This window comes from Parabacteroides goldsteinii (genome assembly GCF_020091425.1).
GTDB lineage: Bacteria > Bacteroidota > Bacteroidia > Bacteroidales > Tannerellaceae > Parabacteroides > Parabacteroides goldsteinii.
The window spans coordinates 5,028,039-5,045,022 of sequence record NZ_CP081906.1 but is presented as its reverse complement, the minus strand read 5'-3'; the positions used below and the strand labels follow the sequence as shown (position 1 = coordinate 5,045,022).

At 41.7% G+C, this 16,984-nt stretch carries 11 protein-coding genes; 8 read left to right on the top strand and 3 right to left on the bottom strand.

Going from position 1 to position 16,984, the window contains the following annotated elements:
* The first annotated feature begins 153 nt into the window (after window positions 1-153).
* From K6V26_RS21200 to K6V26_RS21185, 4 genes are all read left to right on the top strand, one after another.
* Window positions 154-1,794, top strand: a complete 1,641-nt coding sequence (locus K6V26_RS21200; RefSeq protein ID WP_009860744.1) for a fumarate hydratase — start codon at window positions 154-156, stop codon at window positions 1,792-1,794.
* Window positions 1,795-2,799: 1,005 nt separating this feature from the next.
* Window positions 2,800-5,985, top strand: coding sequence for a SusC/RagA family TonB-linked outer membrane protein (locus tag K6V26_RS21195; RefSeq protein ID WP_009860745.1), 3,186 nt, complete (start codon window positions 2,800-2,802; stop codon window positions 5,983-5,985).
* Between the two features lie 23 nt (window positions 5,986-6,008).
* The gene (locus K6V26_RS21190) at window positions 6,009-7,913 is read left to right on the top strand and encodes a RagB/SusD family nutrient uptake outer membrane protein (RefSeq protein WP_224263782.1); all 1,905 of its coding nucleotides are present in this window, start codon (window positions 6,009-6,011) and stop codon (window positions 7,911-7,913) included.
* A gap of 20 nt (window positions 7,914-7,933) precedes the next feature.
* A complete protein-coding gene (locus K6V26_RS21185; RefSeq protein ID WP_224263781.1) occupies window positions 7,934-8,413 on the top strand; it encodes a DUF5018-related domain-containing protein in 480 nt (159 codons plus the stop codon).
* A 192-nt stretch (window positions 8,414-8,605) separates the two neighbouring features.
* Here K6V26_RS21185 and pnp read toward each other — a convergent pair whose 3' ends face one another.
* Window positions 8,606-10,828, bottom strand: a complete 2,223-nt coding sequence (gene pnp, locus K6V26_RS21180; protein WP_009860748.1) for a polyribonucleotide nucleotidyltransferase — start codon at window positions 10,826-10,828, stop codon at window positions 8,606-8,608.
* 203 nt (window positions 10,829-11,031) lie between these two features.
* Between pnp and K6V26_RS21175 the strand changes: the two genes are divergently transcribed.
* From K6V26_RS21175 to K6V26_RS21165, 3 genes are all read left to right on the top strand, one after another.
* Complete coding sequence (locus K6V26_RS21175) at window positions 11,032-12,189, top strand: TlpA disulfide reductase family protein (protein WP_044214987.1); 1,158 nt, start codon at window positions 11,032-11,034, stop codon at window positions 12,187-12,189.
* A gap of 194 nt (window positions 12,190-12,383) precedes the next feature.
* Window positions 12,384-12,854, top strand: coding sequence for a transcription elongation factor GreA (gene greA / locus K6V26_RS21170; protein WP_009860750.1), 471 nt, complete (start codon window positions 12,384-12,386; stop codon window positions 12,852-12,854).
* An 11-nt stretch (window positions 12,855-12,865) separates the two neighbouring features.
* On the top strand, window positions 12,866-13,261 hold the full coding sequence (locus K6V26_RS21165; RefSeq protein ID WP_009860751.1) for an HIT family protein: 396 nt from the start codon (window positions 12,866-12,868) through the stop codon (window positions 13,259-13,261).
* 209 nt (window positions 13,262-13,470) lie between these two features.
* Here the strand turns inward: K6V26_RS21165 and K6V26_RS21160 are convergent, their stop codons facing one another.
* Both K6V26_RS21160 and K6V26_RS21155 read right to left on the bottom strand, forming a co-directional pair.
* Window positions 13,471-14,568, bottom strand: a complete 1,098-nt coding sequence (locus tag K6V26_RS21160; RefSeq protein WP_122326786.1) for a PspC domain-containing protein — start codon at window positions 14,566-14,568, stop codon at window positions 13,471-13,473.
* Window positions 14,569-14,580: 12 nt separating this feature from the next.
* Window positions 14,581-14,907: a PadR family transcriptional regulator gene (locus K6V26_RS21155; RefSeq protein ID WP_009860753.1), complete on the bottom strand. Its 327-nt coding sequence runs from the start codon at window positions 14,905-14,907 to the stop codon at window positions 14,581-14,583.
* Window positions 14,908-15,127: 220 nt separating this feature from the next.
* On the opposite strand from K6V26_RS21155, the gene K6V26_RS21150 reads away from it, so the two are divergent.
* Window positions 15,128-16,936 carry an AMP-dependent synthetase/ligase gene (locus tag K6V26_RS21150; RefSeq protein WP_224263780.1) on the top strand — a complete coding sequence of 603 codons (1,809 nt, stop codon included), beginning with the start codon at window positions 15,128-15,130 and terminating at the stop codon, window positions 16,934-16,936.
* Window positions 16,937-16,984 lie beyond the last annotated feature (48 nt).

Genomic DNA, 16,984 nt, shown 5'->3' with positions numbered 1-16,984 from the left:
AATATATGTTTTTCTTTTAATTAATTCTTTCTGTACTGCGAACAAATTTGTGAAACCACTCCCGTATTTCGTGATTTTTGTCTAAGTTTGCCAAGCGAAAAAGAATGATTCTGAAATTGTAAAACCAATATTACATAATTAAATAATAAAGATATGGCAACACCTCCTTTCAAGTATCAGGAACCGTTTCCACTGGGACCGGATACAACAGAGTATTATCTGCTTACAAAAGATTATGTGTCGGTATCCGAGTTTGAAGGACAACCGATTCTGAAGATTGCAAAAGAAGGATTAACAGCGATGGCTAATGCTGCTTTCCGGGATGTGGCTTTTATGCTTCGTCCGGCCCACAACGAACAGGTTGCTAAAATCCTGAGCGATCCGGAAGCAAGCGACAATGACAAATTCGTTGCATTGACTTTCCTTCGTAACGCCGAAGTTTCAGCTAAAGGCCAGCTTCCTTTCTGCCAGGATACAGGTACGGCTATCATCCACGGTGAAAAAGGCCAGCATATATGGACCGGCTATTGTGATGAAGAAGCGCTTTCTCTGGGTGTTTACAAAACATATACGGAAGAAAACCTGCGTTATTCACAGAATGCACCGTTGAATATGTACGACGAGGTGAATACAAAATGTAACCTGCCTGCACAGATCGACATCGAAGCAACCGAAGGTATGGAATATAAATTCCTTTGTGTAGCGAAAGGTGGTGGTTCTGCCAACAAGACTTATCTGTTCCAGGAAACAAAAGCGATCCTGAATCCGGCAACATTGGTTCCGTTCCTGGTTGAAAAAATGAAAACATTAGGTACAGCTGCCTGTCCTCCTTACCATATTGCATTCGTTATCGGCGGTACTTCAGCAGAAAAGAACCTGCTGACCGTGAAGCTGGCTTCTACTCATTATTATGACAACCTGCCTACAAGCGGTAACGAGTATGGCCGTGCTTTCCGTGATGTCGAACTGGAAAAAGAAGTTTTGGAAGCGGCTCACAACATTGGTTTGGGTGCTCAGTTCGGTGGTAAATATTATGCACACGACGTACGTATCGTTCGTCTGCCGCGTCACGGTGCTTCCTGTCCGGTAGGTATGGGAGTTTCCTGCTCTGCTGACCGTAATATCAAATGTAAGATCAATAAGGAGGGTATCTGGATTGAAAAGATGGATTCTAATCCAGGTCGCCTGATTCCTGAAGAGTTGCGTAATGCCGGCGAAGGTGATGCTGTAAAGATCAACCTGAACCAGCCAATGGCCGATATTCTGAAAGAACTGACTAAATATCCGGTATCCACCCGTCTTTCTCTGAGCGGAACGATCGTAGTTGGTCGTGATATCGCCCATGCAAAACTGAAAGAACGTATCGATAAAGGCGAAGGTCTGCCTCAGTATATCAAGGATCATCCTATTTATTATGCAGGTCCTGCCAAGACTCCGGCCGGAATGGCTTCCGGTTCATTCGGTCCGACAACAGCCGGCCGTATGGATTCCTATGTCGATCTGTTCCAGGACAATGGCGGTAGCATGATTATGATTGCCAAAGGTAACCGTAGCCAGCAGGTAACAGATGCTTGTAAGAAGCATGGCGGTTTCTATCTGGGAAGTATCGGTGGTCCGGCTGCTATCCTGGCACAGGAAAGCATCAAGAAAGTAGAATGTCTGGAATATCCGGAACTGGGTATGGAAGCAATCTGGAAGATCGAAGTAGAAAATTTCCCTGCTTTCATTCTGGTGGACGATAAAGGCAACGATTTCTTCAAACAATTGAAGCCGCGTTGCTCCTGTAGCAAATAAGAACAACTTATTATAAGAGGTGAAAGGCCTGTTCCGTTTATTCGGGGCAGGCTTTTTCTTTCTGTTTTCTTCTTTTCCCTGCCTTGTTGTTGCCTGTTCATAGTGATCTTTTCCGATTGAGTTCCTTATGTATTTTGTTGCCGATAGCTATACGTAAGCTTATCGACAATTATAGGTAATCTTGTCGATATTTATCAGTAAGTCTACGCATAGCTATCGGCAATAAAATACATAAGGGAATTGAAACATTTTGTTCGGGATGTATTTTTTTACTAATAGGATACTAATGAGGATATAGAGTCAACGATTATTGTCTATTTGTTAACGAAAAGGTGGATTGGTAGGCTAATTGACAGATTGATGTCTGATAGTTGTTTGATAAATAGGATGTTTGTGTGTTGACTTAAAAGAGTATTCTTCTTTTATTGATTTTGAATTTTTGGAGGATATATTGATTTGTTTATGAAAGAACCGGATCGCTGTGTATTGGTTGGATAAACTTTTCATGGTAGCATAGTTCTCTCAGAACTAAGTTTAATACATGTGCAAAATTAGAATATATTTTAATATTATGCGTCTTTTTTTGAAAAAAGATTAACAAATATATTTTATAACATATTGTTGAGTTGTGTACGGTATGATTGCTTCTACATAGCCCCATTGTTTTATTGCATGAAGTCATTGTAAATTAAGTAATGATATTTTAATAGGATAAATGCGTTTTTTATATCTCACACAAATCCCTACATGTTATTATGATTGATATTATGCACGTAGGCTTTCAATTTGTTCTATTAAAGTTGGATGCGGAGTCAACATGTTTCCCCCTTTTTTCTGTGATATTTCCTGATCCTTTACAAAATAAGCGATTTGAAGAAAGTTTCTATCGACATAGTTCTGAGAGAACTATGGGATATTATGAAAATATTCTAAAAACAGGTTGCTGATTAAGTACTGTTTTGGATTAGATAGAAATATTATGTAAAACTCTAAATCAAAATGTAGATGGAAATTAAGCCAGTACAAATTCAATCGCTGTCATTTTCTATTCCGCAAAGAATTGTGAAAGGAGTACAGGTCGCTTGTTTGTTGTCATTTGTTTTGCCGGCTTTTGCTGCGGCTGATTCGAATGATTTGTTGACTGTACGGGAGTCCAAGTATGTGGAAATGCAGCAAACCCAGAAAGTTTCGGGTTCTGTTTCAGATGATTTTGGTCCATTGGTTGGTGTCAGTATTCATGTTAAAGGTACTACAAACGGAACTGTAACTGACATGGACGGGAATTTCTCTTTGGAGGCTAAGCCTGGAGATATTCTGGTAATATCTTATGTCGGGTATCTCACTATTGAGCACAAGGTGACTGCCGGTCCTGTCAATTTATCTATGAAGGAAGACACTCAGAAGCTGGACGAAGTAATAGTCCTGGGGTATGGTACGACAACAAAACGTTCGATGATTGCAGCCGTATCAACAGTAAATGCAGAAGAGATGGCTGCTCTTCCGGTAACAAATATCACGCAGGGGTTGGCTGGGCGTTCACCTGGTTTGATTGTACAAGGTAGCGGTGGTGGTATTAATAAGACGAGTACGGTGAGTATTCGCGGTGGTGGCACTCCGCTCGTTGTTATTGATGGCGTTATTCGGGACTATGGAGACTTTGTTGCTTTAGCTCCCGAAAATATTGCGAATTTATCTATTTTAAAGGATGCCTCGGCTACGGCTGTGTACGGTTCGCGTGCTTCTAATGGTATTTTGCAGGTAACGACCAAGCAGGGAAAAGAAGGAAAACCTCAGATTGATTATAACTTCAACCAAAGCTGGTCTCAACCGAATGTATGGCCTGATAAATTGAATTCGTATGAGCGTGCTATACATCGTAATGTGGCGGCAGCGAATGACGGAGTGACCATTCCTTACAATGACGACGATTTACGCATGTTTGCCGATGGTTCGGACCCGTACGGACACCCTAATACAGATTGGCAAAAAGAGGTAATGAAGAATTTTGCTCCGCAACAGAAACATAATATTACGATTAGTGGTGGTGGTGCGAGCAATACTTATTATGCTTCTATAGGTCATATTAACCAGCAATCGCTGTATAAGAGCGATTCGCATTATATGAAACGAACGAATTTTCAATTGACTCAAACTTCAACTTTTAAATCCATTGGCCTGAAAACAACGGCACAGTTGGATGGTTACATGCAGTTTAAAACACATCCGTATACTTCCACATCCAGCGGATACGGGAACGTATTCTCCCATGTCCAGAATAAATCACCGATGGAAATTGGTCGGAATAAATATGGATTGGTGTATAATAATACAGATAATCCGATCGCTGAAATTTCTGATGACGGTGGCTATATTGATGAAAAAGAGAATGTAGTCAACGGCTTGTTGGGGGTTGAATGGGATCTTCCCTGGGTAAAAGGCCTGAAACTACGGGCGAAGGGCAGTTATCGCTATTATATAAAGGATAATAAGTCCTGGAGAAAAGATGCAGCTCAGTATGCATGGGATTCTCAAGAGCCTACATATGCTTCAAAACCACAGTTGAGCCAGTATGGGGAATTGGGAAATTCCTGGACCTTACAGTATTTTGCCGAATATAACCGTACGTTTGGCAAGCATTCGGTAAGCGCCTTAGGAGGTTACGAATATACAAGCGGTTTTGGACATAGTATGGGCTTGGTCCGTAAGAATTATGATTTCCCGATTGATCAAATTAACCCGGGACCTTCTTCGACGATGGAAAACTCCGGCGGTGAATGGGAAAATGGCCGGGCCGGTTGGGTCGGACAGGTCAAGTATAATTATGATAACCGTTATTTTGTAGAAGCCAGTATGCGTTATGACGGGTCGGATAATTTTCCGAAAGATCATCGTTGGGGTACTTTTTACTCTGGTTCGATCGGTTGGTCGCTGGCAGATGAAGCTTTCATGGAAACCATACGCGAAAAACATATTTTCGATATGTTGAAAATACGTGCCTCTTACGGACAAGTGGGTTTGGATAACTGGGGAAATGACGGGGATACGTATCACATCGGACGTTTTGCCTATCTGACATCTTACGGATTAGGCGGCCAGGAGTATGTAATGAATGGTGAGTATGTACCCGGTTTTTGGGAAGGGAGCTTGCCTTCTCCTGATTTGACTTGGTTTACCACTGATCAGTTTGATGCCGGATTCGATTTTAGTTCGTTGAATAATAGATTGTACGGCTCTTTCGACTATTTCTATTATGCAACCAAAGGTTTCTTATATGCACCGGATGCATTGGATGTTGGTTATACCGATCCGTTGGGTGTATCGCTTCCTAAAATATCGACAGATGGGGAACATCGTCGTGCCGGTGTGGAGTTTCAATTGGGTTGGCGCGATGATATTGGTGATTTCCATTATGATGTAGCCTTTAATTTTACAAAATTTGATGAGTTATGGGCTAACAACCCGTCTGAGTCACTTGAAAATAAGAAAAATCCTTACAAGCGTACAACCCAGCAACGGGGATATGCCGGTGTCTATTATGAGAATATGGGCTTTTATAAGGATGCAAATGATGTATATAACAGTGTGCAACGTACAGGTTCCCACTCACTAACGGCAGGTGATCTTAAATATTATGACTTTAATGGGGATGGCGTTATTGATGGGGCCGACCAGCATCGTTTGGGTAAAAGTAGTTTCCCGCGTGCCAACTATGGATTGAACATCAATTTATCTTATAAAGGATTTTCTTTCAGTACCCTCTTTCAGGGGGCAACCCGTTTTGATATGTATTTAGGTAGTGTGCTGATGATGAGTGATGCCAATACCGGTTCAAGTCCTACCTATGAGTTTCAAACGGACTATTGGACACCGGAGAATACTGATGCCAAATTTCCGCGTTTGTTGTCTTCTACCGGAAATAATGGTTCTAATAATACAGTCGGAAGTGATTTCTGGTTGATTAACGGAGGATATTTGCGAATGAGGGACATTCAGGTCGGATACGATTTCAAGCGTATACTATTGAAGAAGACCCCGTGGATCACCCGGTTGAATGTGGCTTTGAGCGGACAAAATATTTTTACTATTTCGGAGGCAACAAAGTACGGAATTGACCCTGAAAACGGATCAGCCAACCGTTATGATTATCCAAATGAGCGCGTGTTCGCGATCAACTTTGGTATAGGATTTTAATTGAAAATAAAAACAGAACTGATATGAATAAATATTTAAAATATGGTTTGCTGTGTTTCACTGGTGGAGTTCTCGCTACTTCTTGTGATGTGATGGATACAAAACCGATGGAATCGTATGATGAGGATTTGGTGTGGTCTTCCAAAGAAACCGCCGATGCTTTTGTGACAGAGGTGTATAAATCCTCGGTAGCCCTATATGCCGGAGAGTATGCTTATCTGGAATCATATACACCGAATGGAATCCATAGCGATTTGACAAACCTGGATGCTTTTCCTACTGAAGTGGGGATGGACCGGACAACGAATATGGGATTCGGCTATTTCGCTAATTTAAGGAATTGTAATTTGATTATCGAAAAAGCTGCTGCTGCCACTGCACTTACAGAGGCACAAAAGTCGGAATTGATTGCCGAAGGTCATTTCCTCCGTTCGTTAGTGAATTTTTATCAGACGCTTTGGGAAGGTCGTTTTGTTCCAATCATGAAGGTGTTGACCCCCGAGTCTACAGAAGATTTTAAGACCCCGCTGACTGCTAATGTAGCAGAAAGTTATAAACTGGTAATTGACGATATGAATGCTGGTATTGAAGGACTTCCTGAAGAATCGGCTTCAGGACGCGTCAATAAGTATGTAGCTTATGCTTTTCGTTGTCGTGCAGCGCTCCAAGCTTATGCTTATACGAAAGATGCGTCTTATCTGGATATGTGCATTGAATCAGCGAATGCTGTTATTAATTCTGGTAAATATACATTGAGCAGTAATTATGGCGAGATGTTCCAAAAGGCAGGAGCTTATGATAATGAGATTATTTTGGGTTATTACCGTTTGGAGAAGAACACGAATTGCGGTTCATTCAGTGAAATGATTAGTTGTGTGCCGAATGTAAATAATGATGAAATAGCCAATTCAAATGCTTCTCCATTATTTAAAGATGCTGGTGGACGTTCGTTTGAAGGCTGGGCCAGTTATTTCCCGACACAGGATATGGTAGACCAATATCTTGTCATTGATGAAGTGGATGGAAAGGCAAAACCTTGGAATGAAACGGCACAGTACAAAAATAGTGTAAAGGAAGAAGACCCCTCGACGTTGCAGGTCGGTGATTTTGTCAAAGTTGAATTGACTGGGCGGGTAGTACCGGATGAAGATGATATGGGTTCTACCGAAAAGGGGAAAAAGATTGTACGTTACGGACGTGTAACGGATGATTCCCGTATCAATGAGATTATGTATAATAATCGTGACAAACGTTTTTACGGAACGATTGTGTATGATTCTTGTACTTGGTTAAGCGGCGAGCTAGTGACACTTTGTTGCCAGGGTAATTTGTGGGCCGGTGTACGTAAAGACCAAGCGGATTCCTGGTATACTACGGCATCTGGTTATTATTGGAGGAAGAATGTTTATGAAGTTTCTCCTCGTTTTTATGTCTCGAATAATACGGATTATCATTTTGTATTGGCTCGTTTAGGAGAGATGTATATGAACCGTGCTGAAGCTTACTTGCTGAAAGGCGAAATAGATAAAGCAGTAGCAGATTTGAATGTGACACGTACACAACATGGCGGATTACCTCCTTCTATGGCTGTAACGGAGGAAGAGGCATGGCGGGATTATATTCGCGAACGTCGTGTTGAAATGGCTTATGAAGGTAATTTATACTGGAGTTATTTGCGCTGGGGCAAATATGGCGGATATGCAAATGAAGGGGAAAAGGCTAATGGTGTTATTCAGGCGTTAAACCGTCCTGTCCATAAGATTCAGATAACAAAAGACCGTAAGCGTTATTTCATTGGACAGATCGTAAGAAACAGAGCCTGGAACAGAAATTTTACAACAAAACGTTATTTAATGCCTATTCCGCAATCTGCGATTGATAGACGCGCAGCGAGTGGAATTACTGATGAACAGAATCCGGGTTGGTAAATTTAAAAATGAATATGAGTATGAAAAAATATAGTTATTTGTTATTCTTGTCCATTCTTTTCACTCTATCTTCTTGCCTTACGGGAGGATTGGAAGATCTGCCTGAGTTTGAAGAGAATGAGATTAGCGGGGTACAACGTGTAGAGTATCGTTATATAAGCGATGAGGTTTCGAACGCAAGCGGACAGCAGATCGTGAAAAAAGTCGAACTTGGACGATCTAATATTGTTATTGATAAGGAGGCTAGTACAGTTAGTCTGGATGTATCAGTTCCTGCTGCCAATGAAGGATCTTTTCCGGCGTCAGAGTGGGAGAAATGTTCAGTAAATAATATAGGTGTGATGGTCACTTTGTCTACGGCTGCCAGAATTTCTCCTAAAGAAGGATCGCCTGCTTTAGGTGTTCCTGGTGATTGGTCTAAACCCAATAAATATCTTGTAACAGCAGCTAATGGAGAGCAACGGGAGTGGACGATTACAATTGTTAATTTTACGAAGTAAACAGTCCGTTTTTTCAATATAATTTTTAGGTGGGGGATTCTATAAAGAATCCCCTTTTTTTGTCAAATGGTTTCGATATCCGTAACAGTTTTCCACGAAGATATGTACCAATCAGCTTTCCGGATAGTACAAAAAAAGAGCTACCCTTCGCAGGATAGCTCTTTATATATAAATGTATAAGAAAGTTGTCTATTAACGATCGTTACGGTTGTTGCGGTCTCCGCGATCCTGGCGAGGGCCACGGTCCCCACGTTCCGGTCTCGGACCTCTTTCAGGTCTTGGCGGACGTTCTTCGTAACCTTCTGGTTTCGGAAGCAATACTTTGCGTGACAGTTTGAACTTGCCTGTTTTAGCGTCGATGTCTACCAGTTTAACCTGAATTGTATCACCTTCTTTCAAACCTGCCTGTTCTACTGTTTCCAGACGTTTCCAGTCGATTTCAGAGATGTGAAGCAGACCGTCTTTACCCGGCATGAATTCAACGAATGCACCGTAAGGCATGATAGAAGAAATCTTTCCTTCGTATACTTCACCGATTTCGGGAACGGCAACGATACCTTTGATCGCTCTGATAGCAGCATCGATCGTATCTTTGTTTGTTCCGGAGATTTCGATCTTACCTACACCGTCAACTTCTTCAATTGTGATAACAGCGCCGGTCTTTTCCTGGATACCCTGGATAATCTTTCCACCCGGGCCGATCACTGCGCCGATAAATTCTTTGCCGATGGTCATTGATTCGATGCGCGGAGCGTGCGGTTTCAGTTCGGCACGTGTTTCCGGCTGAGCTTCCATGATTTTACCCAGAATGTGCATACGGCCTTCTCTTGCCTGAGCCAATGCGTTTTCAAGGATTTCGTATGACAGACCGTCTACCTTGATATCCATCTGGGTAGCTGTGATACCGTCTGCTGTACCTGTTACCTTGAAGTCCATGTCTCCCAGGTGGTCTTCGTCACCTAAGATATCCGACAGGATGGCATAGTTCTGACCTTTGTTTTCAGAGATAAGACCCATTGCGATACCTGATACCGGTTTCTTCATCGGAACGCCGGCGTCTCTCAGAGCCAGTGTACCTGCACAAACAGTTGCCATAGAAGAAGAACCGTTTGATTCGAGGATATCGGAGATTACGCGTACAACATAAGGGTAGCCATCCGGAATCATGCGTTTTAAAGCGCGGTGAGCCAGATTTCCGTGGCCGACTTCACGACGTCCTACGCCACGTGATGCTTTTGCTTCACCGGTTGAGAACGGAGGGAAGTTATAATGTAATAAGAAACGTTCTTTGCTGTGGTTCAGTACGTCGTCAACCATCTTTTCGTCGGCTTTGGTACCGAGTGTAACAGTTGTCAGCGACTGAGTTTCGCCACGTGTGAAAACTGCTGATCCGTGAGGTCCCGGAAGATAATCCGTTTCGATCCAGATCGGACGGATTTCAGTTGTTTTACGGCCGTCCAGACGTTTTCCTTCGTCTAGGATAGCGCGGCGCATAGCTTCTTTCTCTACATCGTGGTAGTAACGGCCGATCATTTCGGCTTTAGCTTCCAGTTCTTCTTCAGAGAAATTAGCTTTATATTCTTCTATGATTGCCTGGAAAGCATCGAAACGCTGGTGTTTGTCCGTACCCGATGTTGCAACGGCATATGCTTTTGCGAAACATTTGTCATGTACGTCTTTGCGCAGTTCTTCGTCGTTTTCTTCGTGGCAGTATTCGCGTTTAACGAGCTTGCCGCAAGCTTCCGACAGTTCAAGCTGAGCCTGGCACTGTACTTTGATAGCTTCGTGTGCAACCTTGATTGCATCCAGCATGTCTGATTCCTGTACTTCAGACATTTCACCTTCAACCATCATGATGTTGTCGATTGTTGCAGCAACCATCATATCGATGTCTGCTTTATCCAATTCAGAGAATGTCGGGTTGATAATAAATTTACCATCGACACGGGCTACGCGAACTTCAGAGATCGGTCCGTTGAAAGGTATATCTGAAACAGCCAGGGCAGCAGAAGCTGCTAAACCAGCCAATGCATCCGGCATATCTTCGCCGTCAGCAGAGAACAATATAACGTTTACATATACTTCAGCGTGGTAATTGTCCGGGAATAACGGACGCAAAGCGCGGTCAACGAGGCGCGATGTCAGGATTTCATAATCGGAAGCCTTTCCTTCTCTTTTTGTGAAACCTCCGGGAAAACGGCCAAATGCGGAGTACTTTTCTTTGTATTCAACTTGCAGCGGCATAAAGTCAACACCGGGATTTGCATCTTTAGCGGCACAAACAGTAGCCAGCAACACAGTGTTGCCCATACGTACGGTAACCGCACCGTCCGCCTGTTTTGCCAATTTCCCGGTCTCGATGGTGATGGTTCTTCCATCAGCCAACTCGATCGTCTTGTTAATTGGATTAAGCATAATCTTCTTTCTTATTTTTCTATCTGTAAAAATTGGTGCAAATGTAATGAAAGTTTACCTGTAAACACATGAAAATGAAAATAAAAAACATCAGAAAAGCCCTTTTTTATAAAAATAAAAGGAAGATTTTGAGAATAATAGTGCCACAATTGTAAAATAATGTATATTTGCATCGGAATTACGAACATTGTAAAGAAAAAAGGATGAAACAAATATCTGCGCAATTACTGGTTATTTTCGGAATTTGTATGCTGTTGTTTACTGCATGTAACAAGGCATCGGATTTTACAGTGAAGGGAGTTGTATCCGGAGCCGACGGTCAGACAATGTATCTGGAGAATGTGGGCATATCAAATATCGAATTGTTGGATTCGGTGAAACTGACTGCTGCCGGTAAATTCAAGTTTACCCATAAACGTCCGGAATTTCCGGATTTTTATCGTTTGCGTCTGAATAATCAATTGATAAATTTTGCGATCGACTCGGTTGAGACAGTTACTTTTGCTGCTGATGCCGGAACGTTTGCCACTTCTTATTCCGTTGAAGGATCTGAAAACAGTAAAGCGATCAAAGCGATCACCCTGGCACAGTTGGATGCGAACCAGGCGATCGGTCGTTTACGTAAAGAATATGAGGATAAGCATATTGCAGATACGACATACCGTGCAAGAATCCTGGAAACAGCAGAGGCTTATAAGGATGTAGCCCGTAAATATATTTATGCAGCCCCGATGTCGACAGCAGCTTATTTTGCTTTGTTTCAGCAGATCGACGGACTATTGTTCTTTGACCTCTATGACAGAAATGATGTAAAGGCTTACGGAGCAGTGGCTACCAGTTACGATCATTTCTATCCGGGAAGTCCGCGTTCGAAACATCTTTACAACCTGACTTTGCAGTCTATGAAGGTGCTTCGTGCACAGCGTCCGGTAAATCTGGATGATGTGAAAACGACTGAAGTGAGTTTTCTGGATATTGAATTGCCGAACCTGAAAGGGGAGGTGGTTAAACTATCTTCTGTGGCAGAAGGAAAGCCGGTTATTATTAATTTTACAGCTTATCAGGCTGAATGGTCTCCGGCATTGAATATGGCTTTGGGCGAATTATATACGCAGTATCATAGTCAGGGTTTGGATATTTATCAGGTGTCTCTGGACTCTGATGCTCACTTCTGGAAGAATGCGGCTTCAAACCTGCCTTGGGTAGCTGTTCGTGATCCGCAGTCTGTCTACTCTCAGATAGCCGGATTGTATAATGTGAAACAACTCCCGGCGATCTTCATCCTTGACCGCAAAGGTAATCTGGTTAAACGGGTGGATGACGTGAAAAATCTGGCGGCAGATGTAAAAGCTGTACTTTAATATAGTAGCTAACAATCAGATTTATATGTTGTAAAGCACTTGTGAGGGTTTGTGCATTTTGAAAAGATGTCTTATCTTTGCAATGTCTAAAATAAAGAGAAAAAGGAGTTCCGGCCAGGTTGTTGGTCGGGATTCTTTTTTTATTATGCAGTAATAAATATTAATTTTTAAATCAATAATTAGGAGGATTTAGTATGGCTGTTAGTTATATGACAGAAGACGGCTACAATAAGATTTTAGCTGAAATCAACTATTTGGAAACCGTGAAGCGTCCTGAAATTTCTGCCCAGATTGCTGAAGCCAGGGATAAAGGTGACTTGTCTGAAAATGCAGAATATGACGCTGCAAAGGAGGCTCAAGGCATTATGGAAGCAAAACTGGCCCAGTTGAAGGGGTTGATATCTAATGCACGTCTGATAGATGAATCACGTGTTCAGACTGACGAAGTTCAGATTCTGAATAAGGTGAAGATCAAAAATACGAAGAATAATATGGTAATGACATATACATTGGTCTCCGATTCGGAAGCAAACCTGAAAGAAGGAAAGATTGCCGTGAGTACACCGATTGCAAAAGGACTGATGGGAAAGAAAGTTGGAGACGTGGTGGAAATCAAAGTTCCGTCCGGATTGATGACTTTTGAAATAATGGATATATCAATTTAATACAATAAGATATGGCAACAATATTCAGTAGAATAGTGGCTGGCGAGATACCCTGCCATAAGGTTGCGGAAGACGAAGAATTCTTCGCCTTCCTGGATATTAATCCGGTTGCAAAAGGGCATACTTTAGTGATTCCGAAGAAAGAAATTGACTATATTTTTGATCTGGAAGACGCATTGTTAGGGCGAATGATGGCTTTTGCCAAGCGTGTGGCCCGTGCTCAGGAAGCGGCTATTCCCTGCAAGCGTGTAGGGATAGCTGTAATGGGATTGGAAGTGCCTCATGCGCATATCCATTTAATCCCTATAACAAAGGAATCGGATATGTATTTTGGAGGTGAGAAAATGACAATAACTCAGGATGAGTTGGCAGCGGTAGCTGCCTTGATAAAAAAAGCGTACAAATAATTGGTCAAAGGCTTTTTTTATTGGAAATAATACGTATATTTGTAACCACTATTTCTGCATATTTTTAGAACGGCAGAAATAGTGGTTTTTTAAATGATTCATTAGTGGTTTTTACTCATAAATTTGTTAACCTTAGAAGAAAGGCCCCTCTGAGACAGAGCGGCCTTCTTTTTTAAACACACAAATTATAAACAAATCTTTTTATCTCCCTATATATGTATTGAAAAATTAGAGTTATGCCATAAGTACGGACTAAGTGCCGGTAATCCCAAGTTTACAAAGTAAATGATACTTCCAATAAGTGCTAGTATCCAAATGACCAGTAGTGTCCATTTTGCCGGATTAGGTAATGGTTTCAAATTGAATAATTGACCGAATATGGCAAAAAGTAATGCTATTGCAGGTATTCCGATCAGTAAGATGATACCGATACAGCCTATCACTGCCATATAAACGGGAATTCCGTTGTAAAGATCCATTCCGAAAGGAGAAAGCTGATATAATATGCCTGCACCTCCTCCAATCAGGGCGACTGTTATAACAAACAGTATAAATACGACCAGTAAGAGAGGAGGGAGCAAAATGATACCTACCAAGACTGCTCCGAATTTTAAGAGGAAGCCGAATACTGTGACAAATAGATCAGCTATTTTCTGAAAAAAACTTCTTGGTTTATCTGAACTTATATAATCGTTTACGTTATTGCTGACTTTTTCAAATCCATCAGTAACGGTTTGTCCGATGGTTTCGAGCGTTACGCTTTTACCTCTCATGATCAATCTGTCTGCGGCAGTCCTGGCCAACGGCATGACCATCCATAAAACAATATATAATATAGCCATCCAATGTACGACCGGAATGAATAACAGCAGAATCATTGCCAGTCTGACAGCGGTGGCGTCCCATCCCATATAGGCTGCAATACCGGCTGCTACACCACCGATTACCCGGTTGTCCGGGTCACGCATCAACTTTTTCTTGCCGGTAATGACCTGTTCCTGATAAGTCCGTTTCTTAGCATTCTCTTTTTCTTCTTCAGTCTCTTCCTCGAATATCTCTTCCGGTTTACCCATGCGGTTGATCACCTCTTCTACATGTTCGATCGTGATCACCTCATGTCCCAGGCGTACCCGTTCACCGAACAACTCCGAAATACGCATTTCGAAATCGTTCATGATCTCCTCGGAACCTTCTTCTTTACGGAAATGTATACGTAAATTAGAAAGATATTTATCCAGTAACTGGTATGCATCTTCGTCAATGTGGAAAACAGTTCCTCCCAAATTAACTGTAAGTGTCTTCTTCATTGTTTTCTAATTTTAATTGTTTCTGATGTGGTTTATTGTATCATTTAGTTCCTGCCAGGAGTTTTCCAGTTCACCGAGGAATTCTTCCCCTTTCGAAGTGAGCTGGTAATACTTACGGGGCGGTCCCTGCGTAGACTCTATCCACTGATAACTTAACAGTTCACTGTTCTTTAAACGGGTCAAGAGCGGATATAAAGTACCTTCTACTACAATCAATTTTGCTTCTTGTAACTTCTGAATAATGTCAGAGGTGTAAGCCGGCTCTTTTTTGAGAAGCAACAGGATACAATATTCCAGTGTCCCCTTTCTCATCTGTGATTTTACGTTCTCTGCATTCATCGCTTATAGTTTTATGCTGCAAATATATGTATTGCCTGTGTACTATGCAATACATGCTACTGTAATTATCCTATTTTAACATCTTTCGGGTGGCGGTCTGCCTGTATTTCTGAATCCATTTTTGCACAAAAAGTGCAATTGTGTGTAAAAAAAGGAGCGAAAGTGTTGCTATTCAGTAGGAAACCCGTACTTTTGTTGTATCAATTCAAAAAGAAGAATTATGGTTTATTACCACTATGCCGAGTTAATTCACAGACAGGCTGAAAAGTATGGTTCACGTACAGCTTTAAAATACCGTGATAATGAAAGCGGGAAATGGTTAAAGATCTCATGGAGAGAATTCTCAGAGAAAGTAATGCTTACAGCAAAGGCTATGGCTGAGTTTGGGATAGAAGTACAGGAAAAGATCGGTATCTATTCTCAAAATATGCCGCAATGTTTATTTACAGATTTCGGTGCATACGGAAACCGGGTGATTTCTATCCCGATGTATGCAACTAACTCTCCTGCTCAGATAGAATATATTATTAATGATGCGGAGATACATACGCTATTTGTGGGTGAACAGTTGCAATATAATAATGCCTTTAAGGTACAAAAAGAATCTGCCGTCTTAAAACGTCTGATTATTTTTGATCCGGCCGTTAAGTTGAATCCGGAAGATAAGACTTCTATTTATTTTGATGACTTTCTGCGTCTGGGCGACAATGCACATGCCGAGACTACTGTAAAGATCCGTATGAATGAGGCTAGTGCTGATGATGTGGCTACTATTATGTATACTTCGGGCACGACCGGTGAATCAAAGGGGGTCGTTCTTCATCATTTCAATTATCTGGAAGCGATGCGTATCCATGATATCCGCTTGCCGATGGTTAATGACAAGGATACATCTATGTGTTTCCTTCCGCTGACCCATATCTTTGAGAAGGCATGGACTTGCTATTGTCTGCATAAAGGGGTGAAGATTGCGATTAACCAGGATCCGAAGATGATCCAGAAAACATTGCCGGAAGTTCATCCGACGCTGATGTGTAATGTGCCGCGTTTCTGGGAAAAAGTATATGTGGGAGTACATGAGAAAATCAATTCCTCGGCACCTTTCATGAAGAAGATTTTTATGGATGCGATAGAGACTGGACGTCTGTATAATCTGGAATATAAGAATAAAGGTATCGAAGCTCCTTTCTGCCTGAAAACCAAATTTAAGTTTTATGATAAGACTGTCTTTACCCTACTGAAAAAGGTGCTGGGTATTGAAAGAGGACGTTTATTCCCGGTTGCAGGAGCTCCGCTATCCGATACGGTGAATGAATTCCTTCAGTCTGTTAATATCCCTATCGTCTATGGGTATGGATTGAGTGAAACGACGGCGACAGTTTGTTTCTATCCGGAAATAGGTTTTCAATTCGGTTCGATCGGTGAAATAATGCCAGGAGTAGAAGTTAAAATAGATGAGAGTAACGGAGAAATTCTTGTCAAAGGTAAAACAGTTACTACAGGTTATTATAATAAACCGGAAGAAAATGCGCGGTCATTTACTGAAGACGGCTTTTTCCGTACCGGGGATGCCGGACGTATGGAAGGAAATGTATTGTTCTTTACAGAACGTATCAAGGACCTCTACAAGACATCGAATGGAAAATATATAGCTCCGCAAGCGATTGAAATAGAGATGGGCAGCGATAAATATATCGAGCAGATTGCTGTTATCGGCGACCAACGTAAGTTTGTCAGTGCTTTGATTGTGCCGGCTTATGCTTTGCTGGAAGAATATGCGGAAAAGAAGGGTATCGCGTATAGTAGTCGTGAAGAGCTTTTGGCCAGTAATGAAATCATCCGCCTGATAGAGTCGCATATAGAGGAACATCAGAAAAATCTGGCTTCTTACGAGAAGATCAAGCGGTTCACCCTACTTCCCCAGCCTTTTACGATGGAGGGGCGTGAGTTGACGGATACATTAAAATTACGTCGTCCGGTTGTTTTGCAAAAATATGCGAATGAGATTGAAGCGATGTATGCAGAGTAAACTGACAATTAATTTCCTATCTTTGCACAAAATTTAAAATAAGAAGAA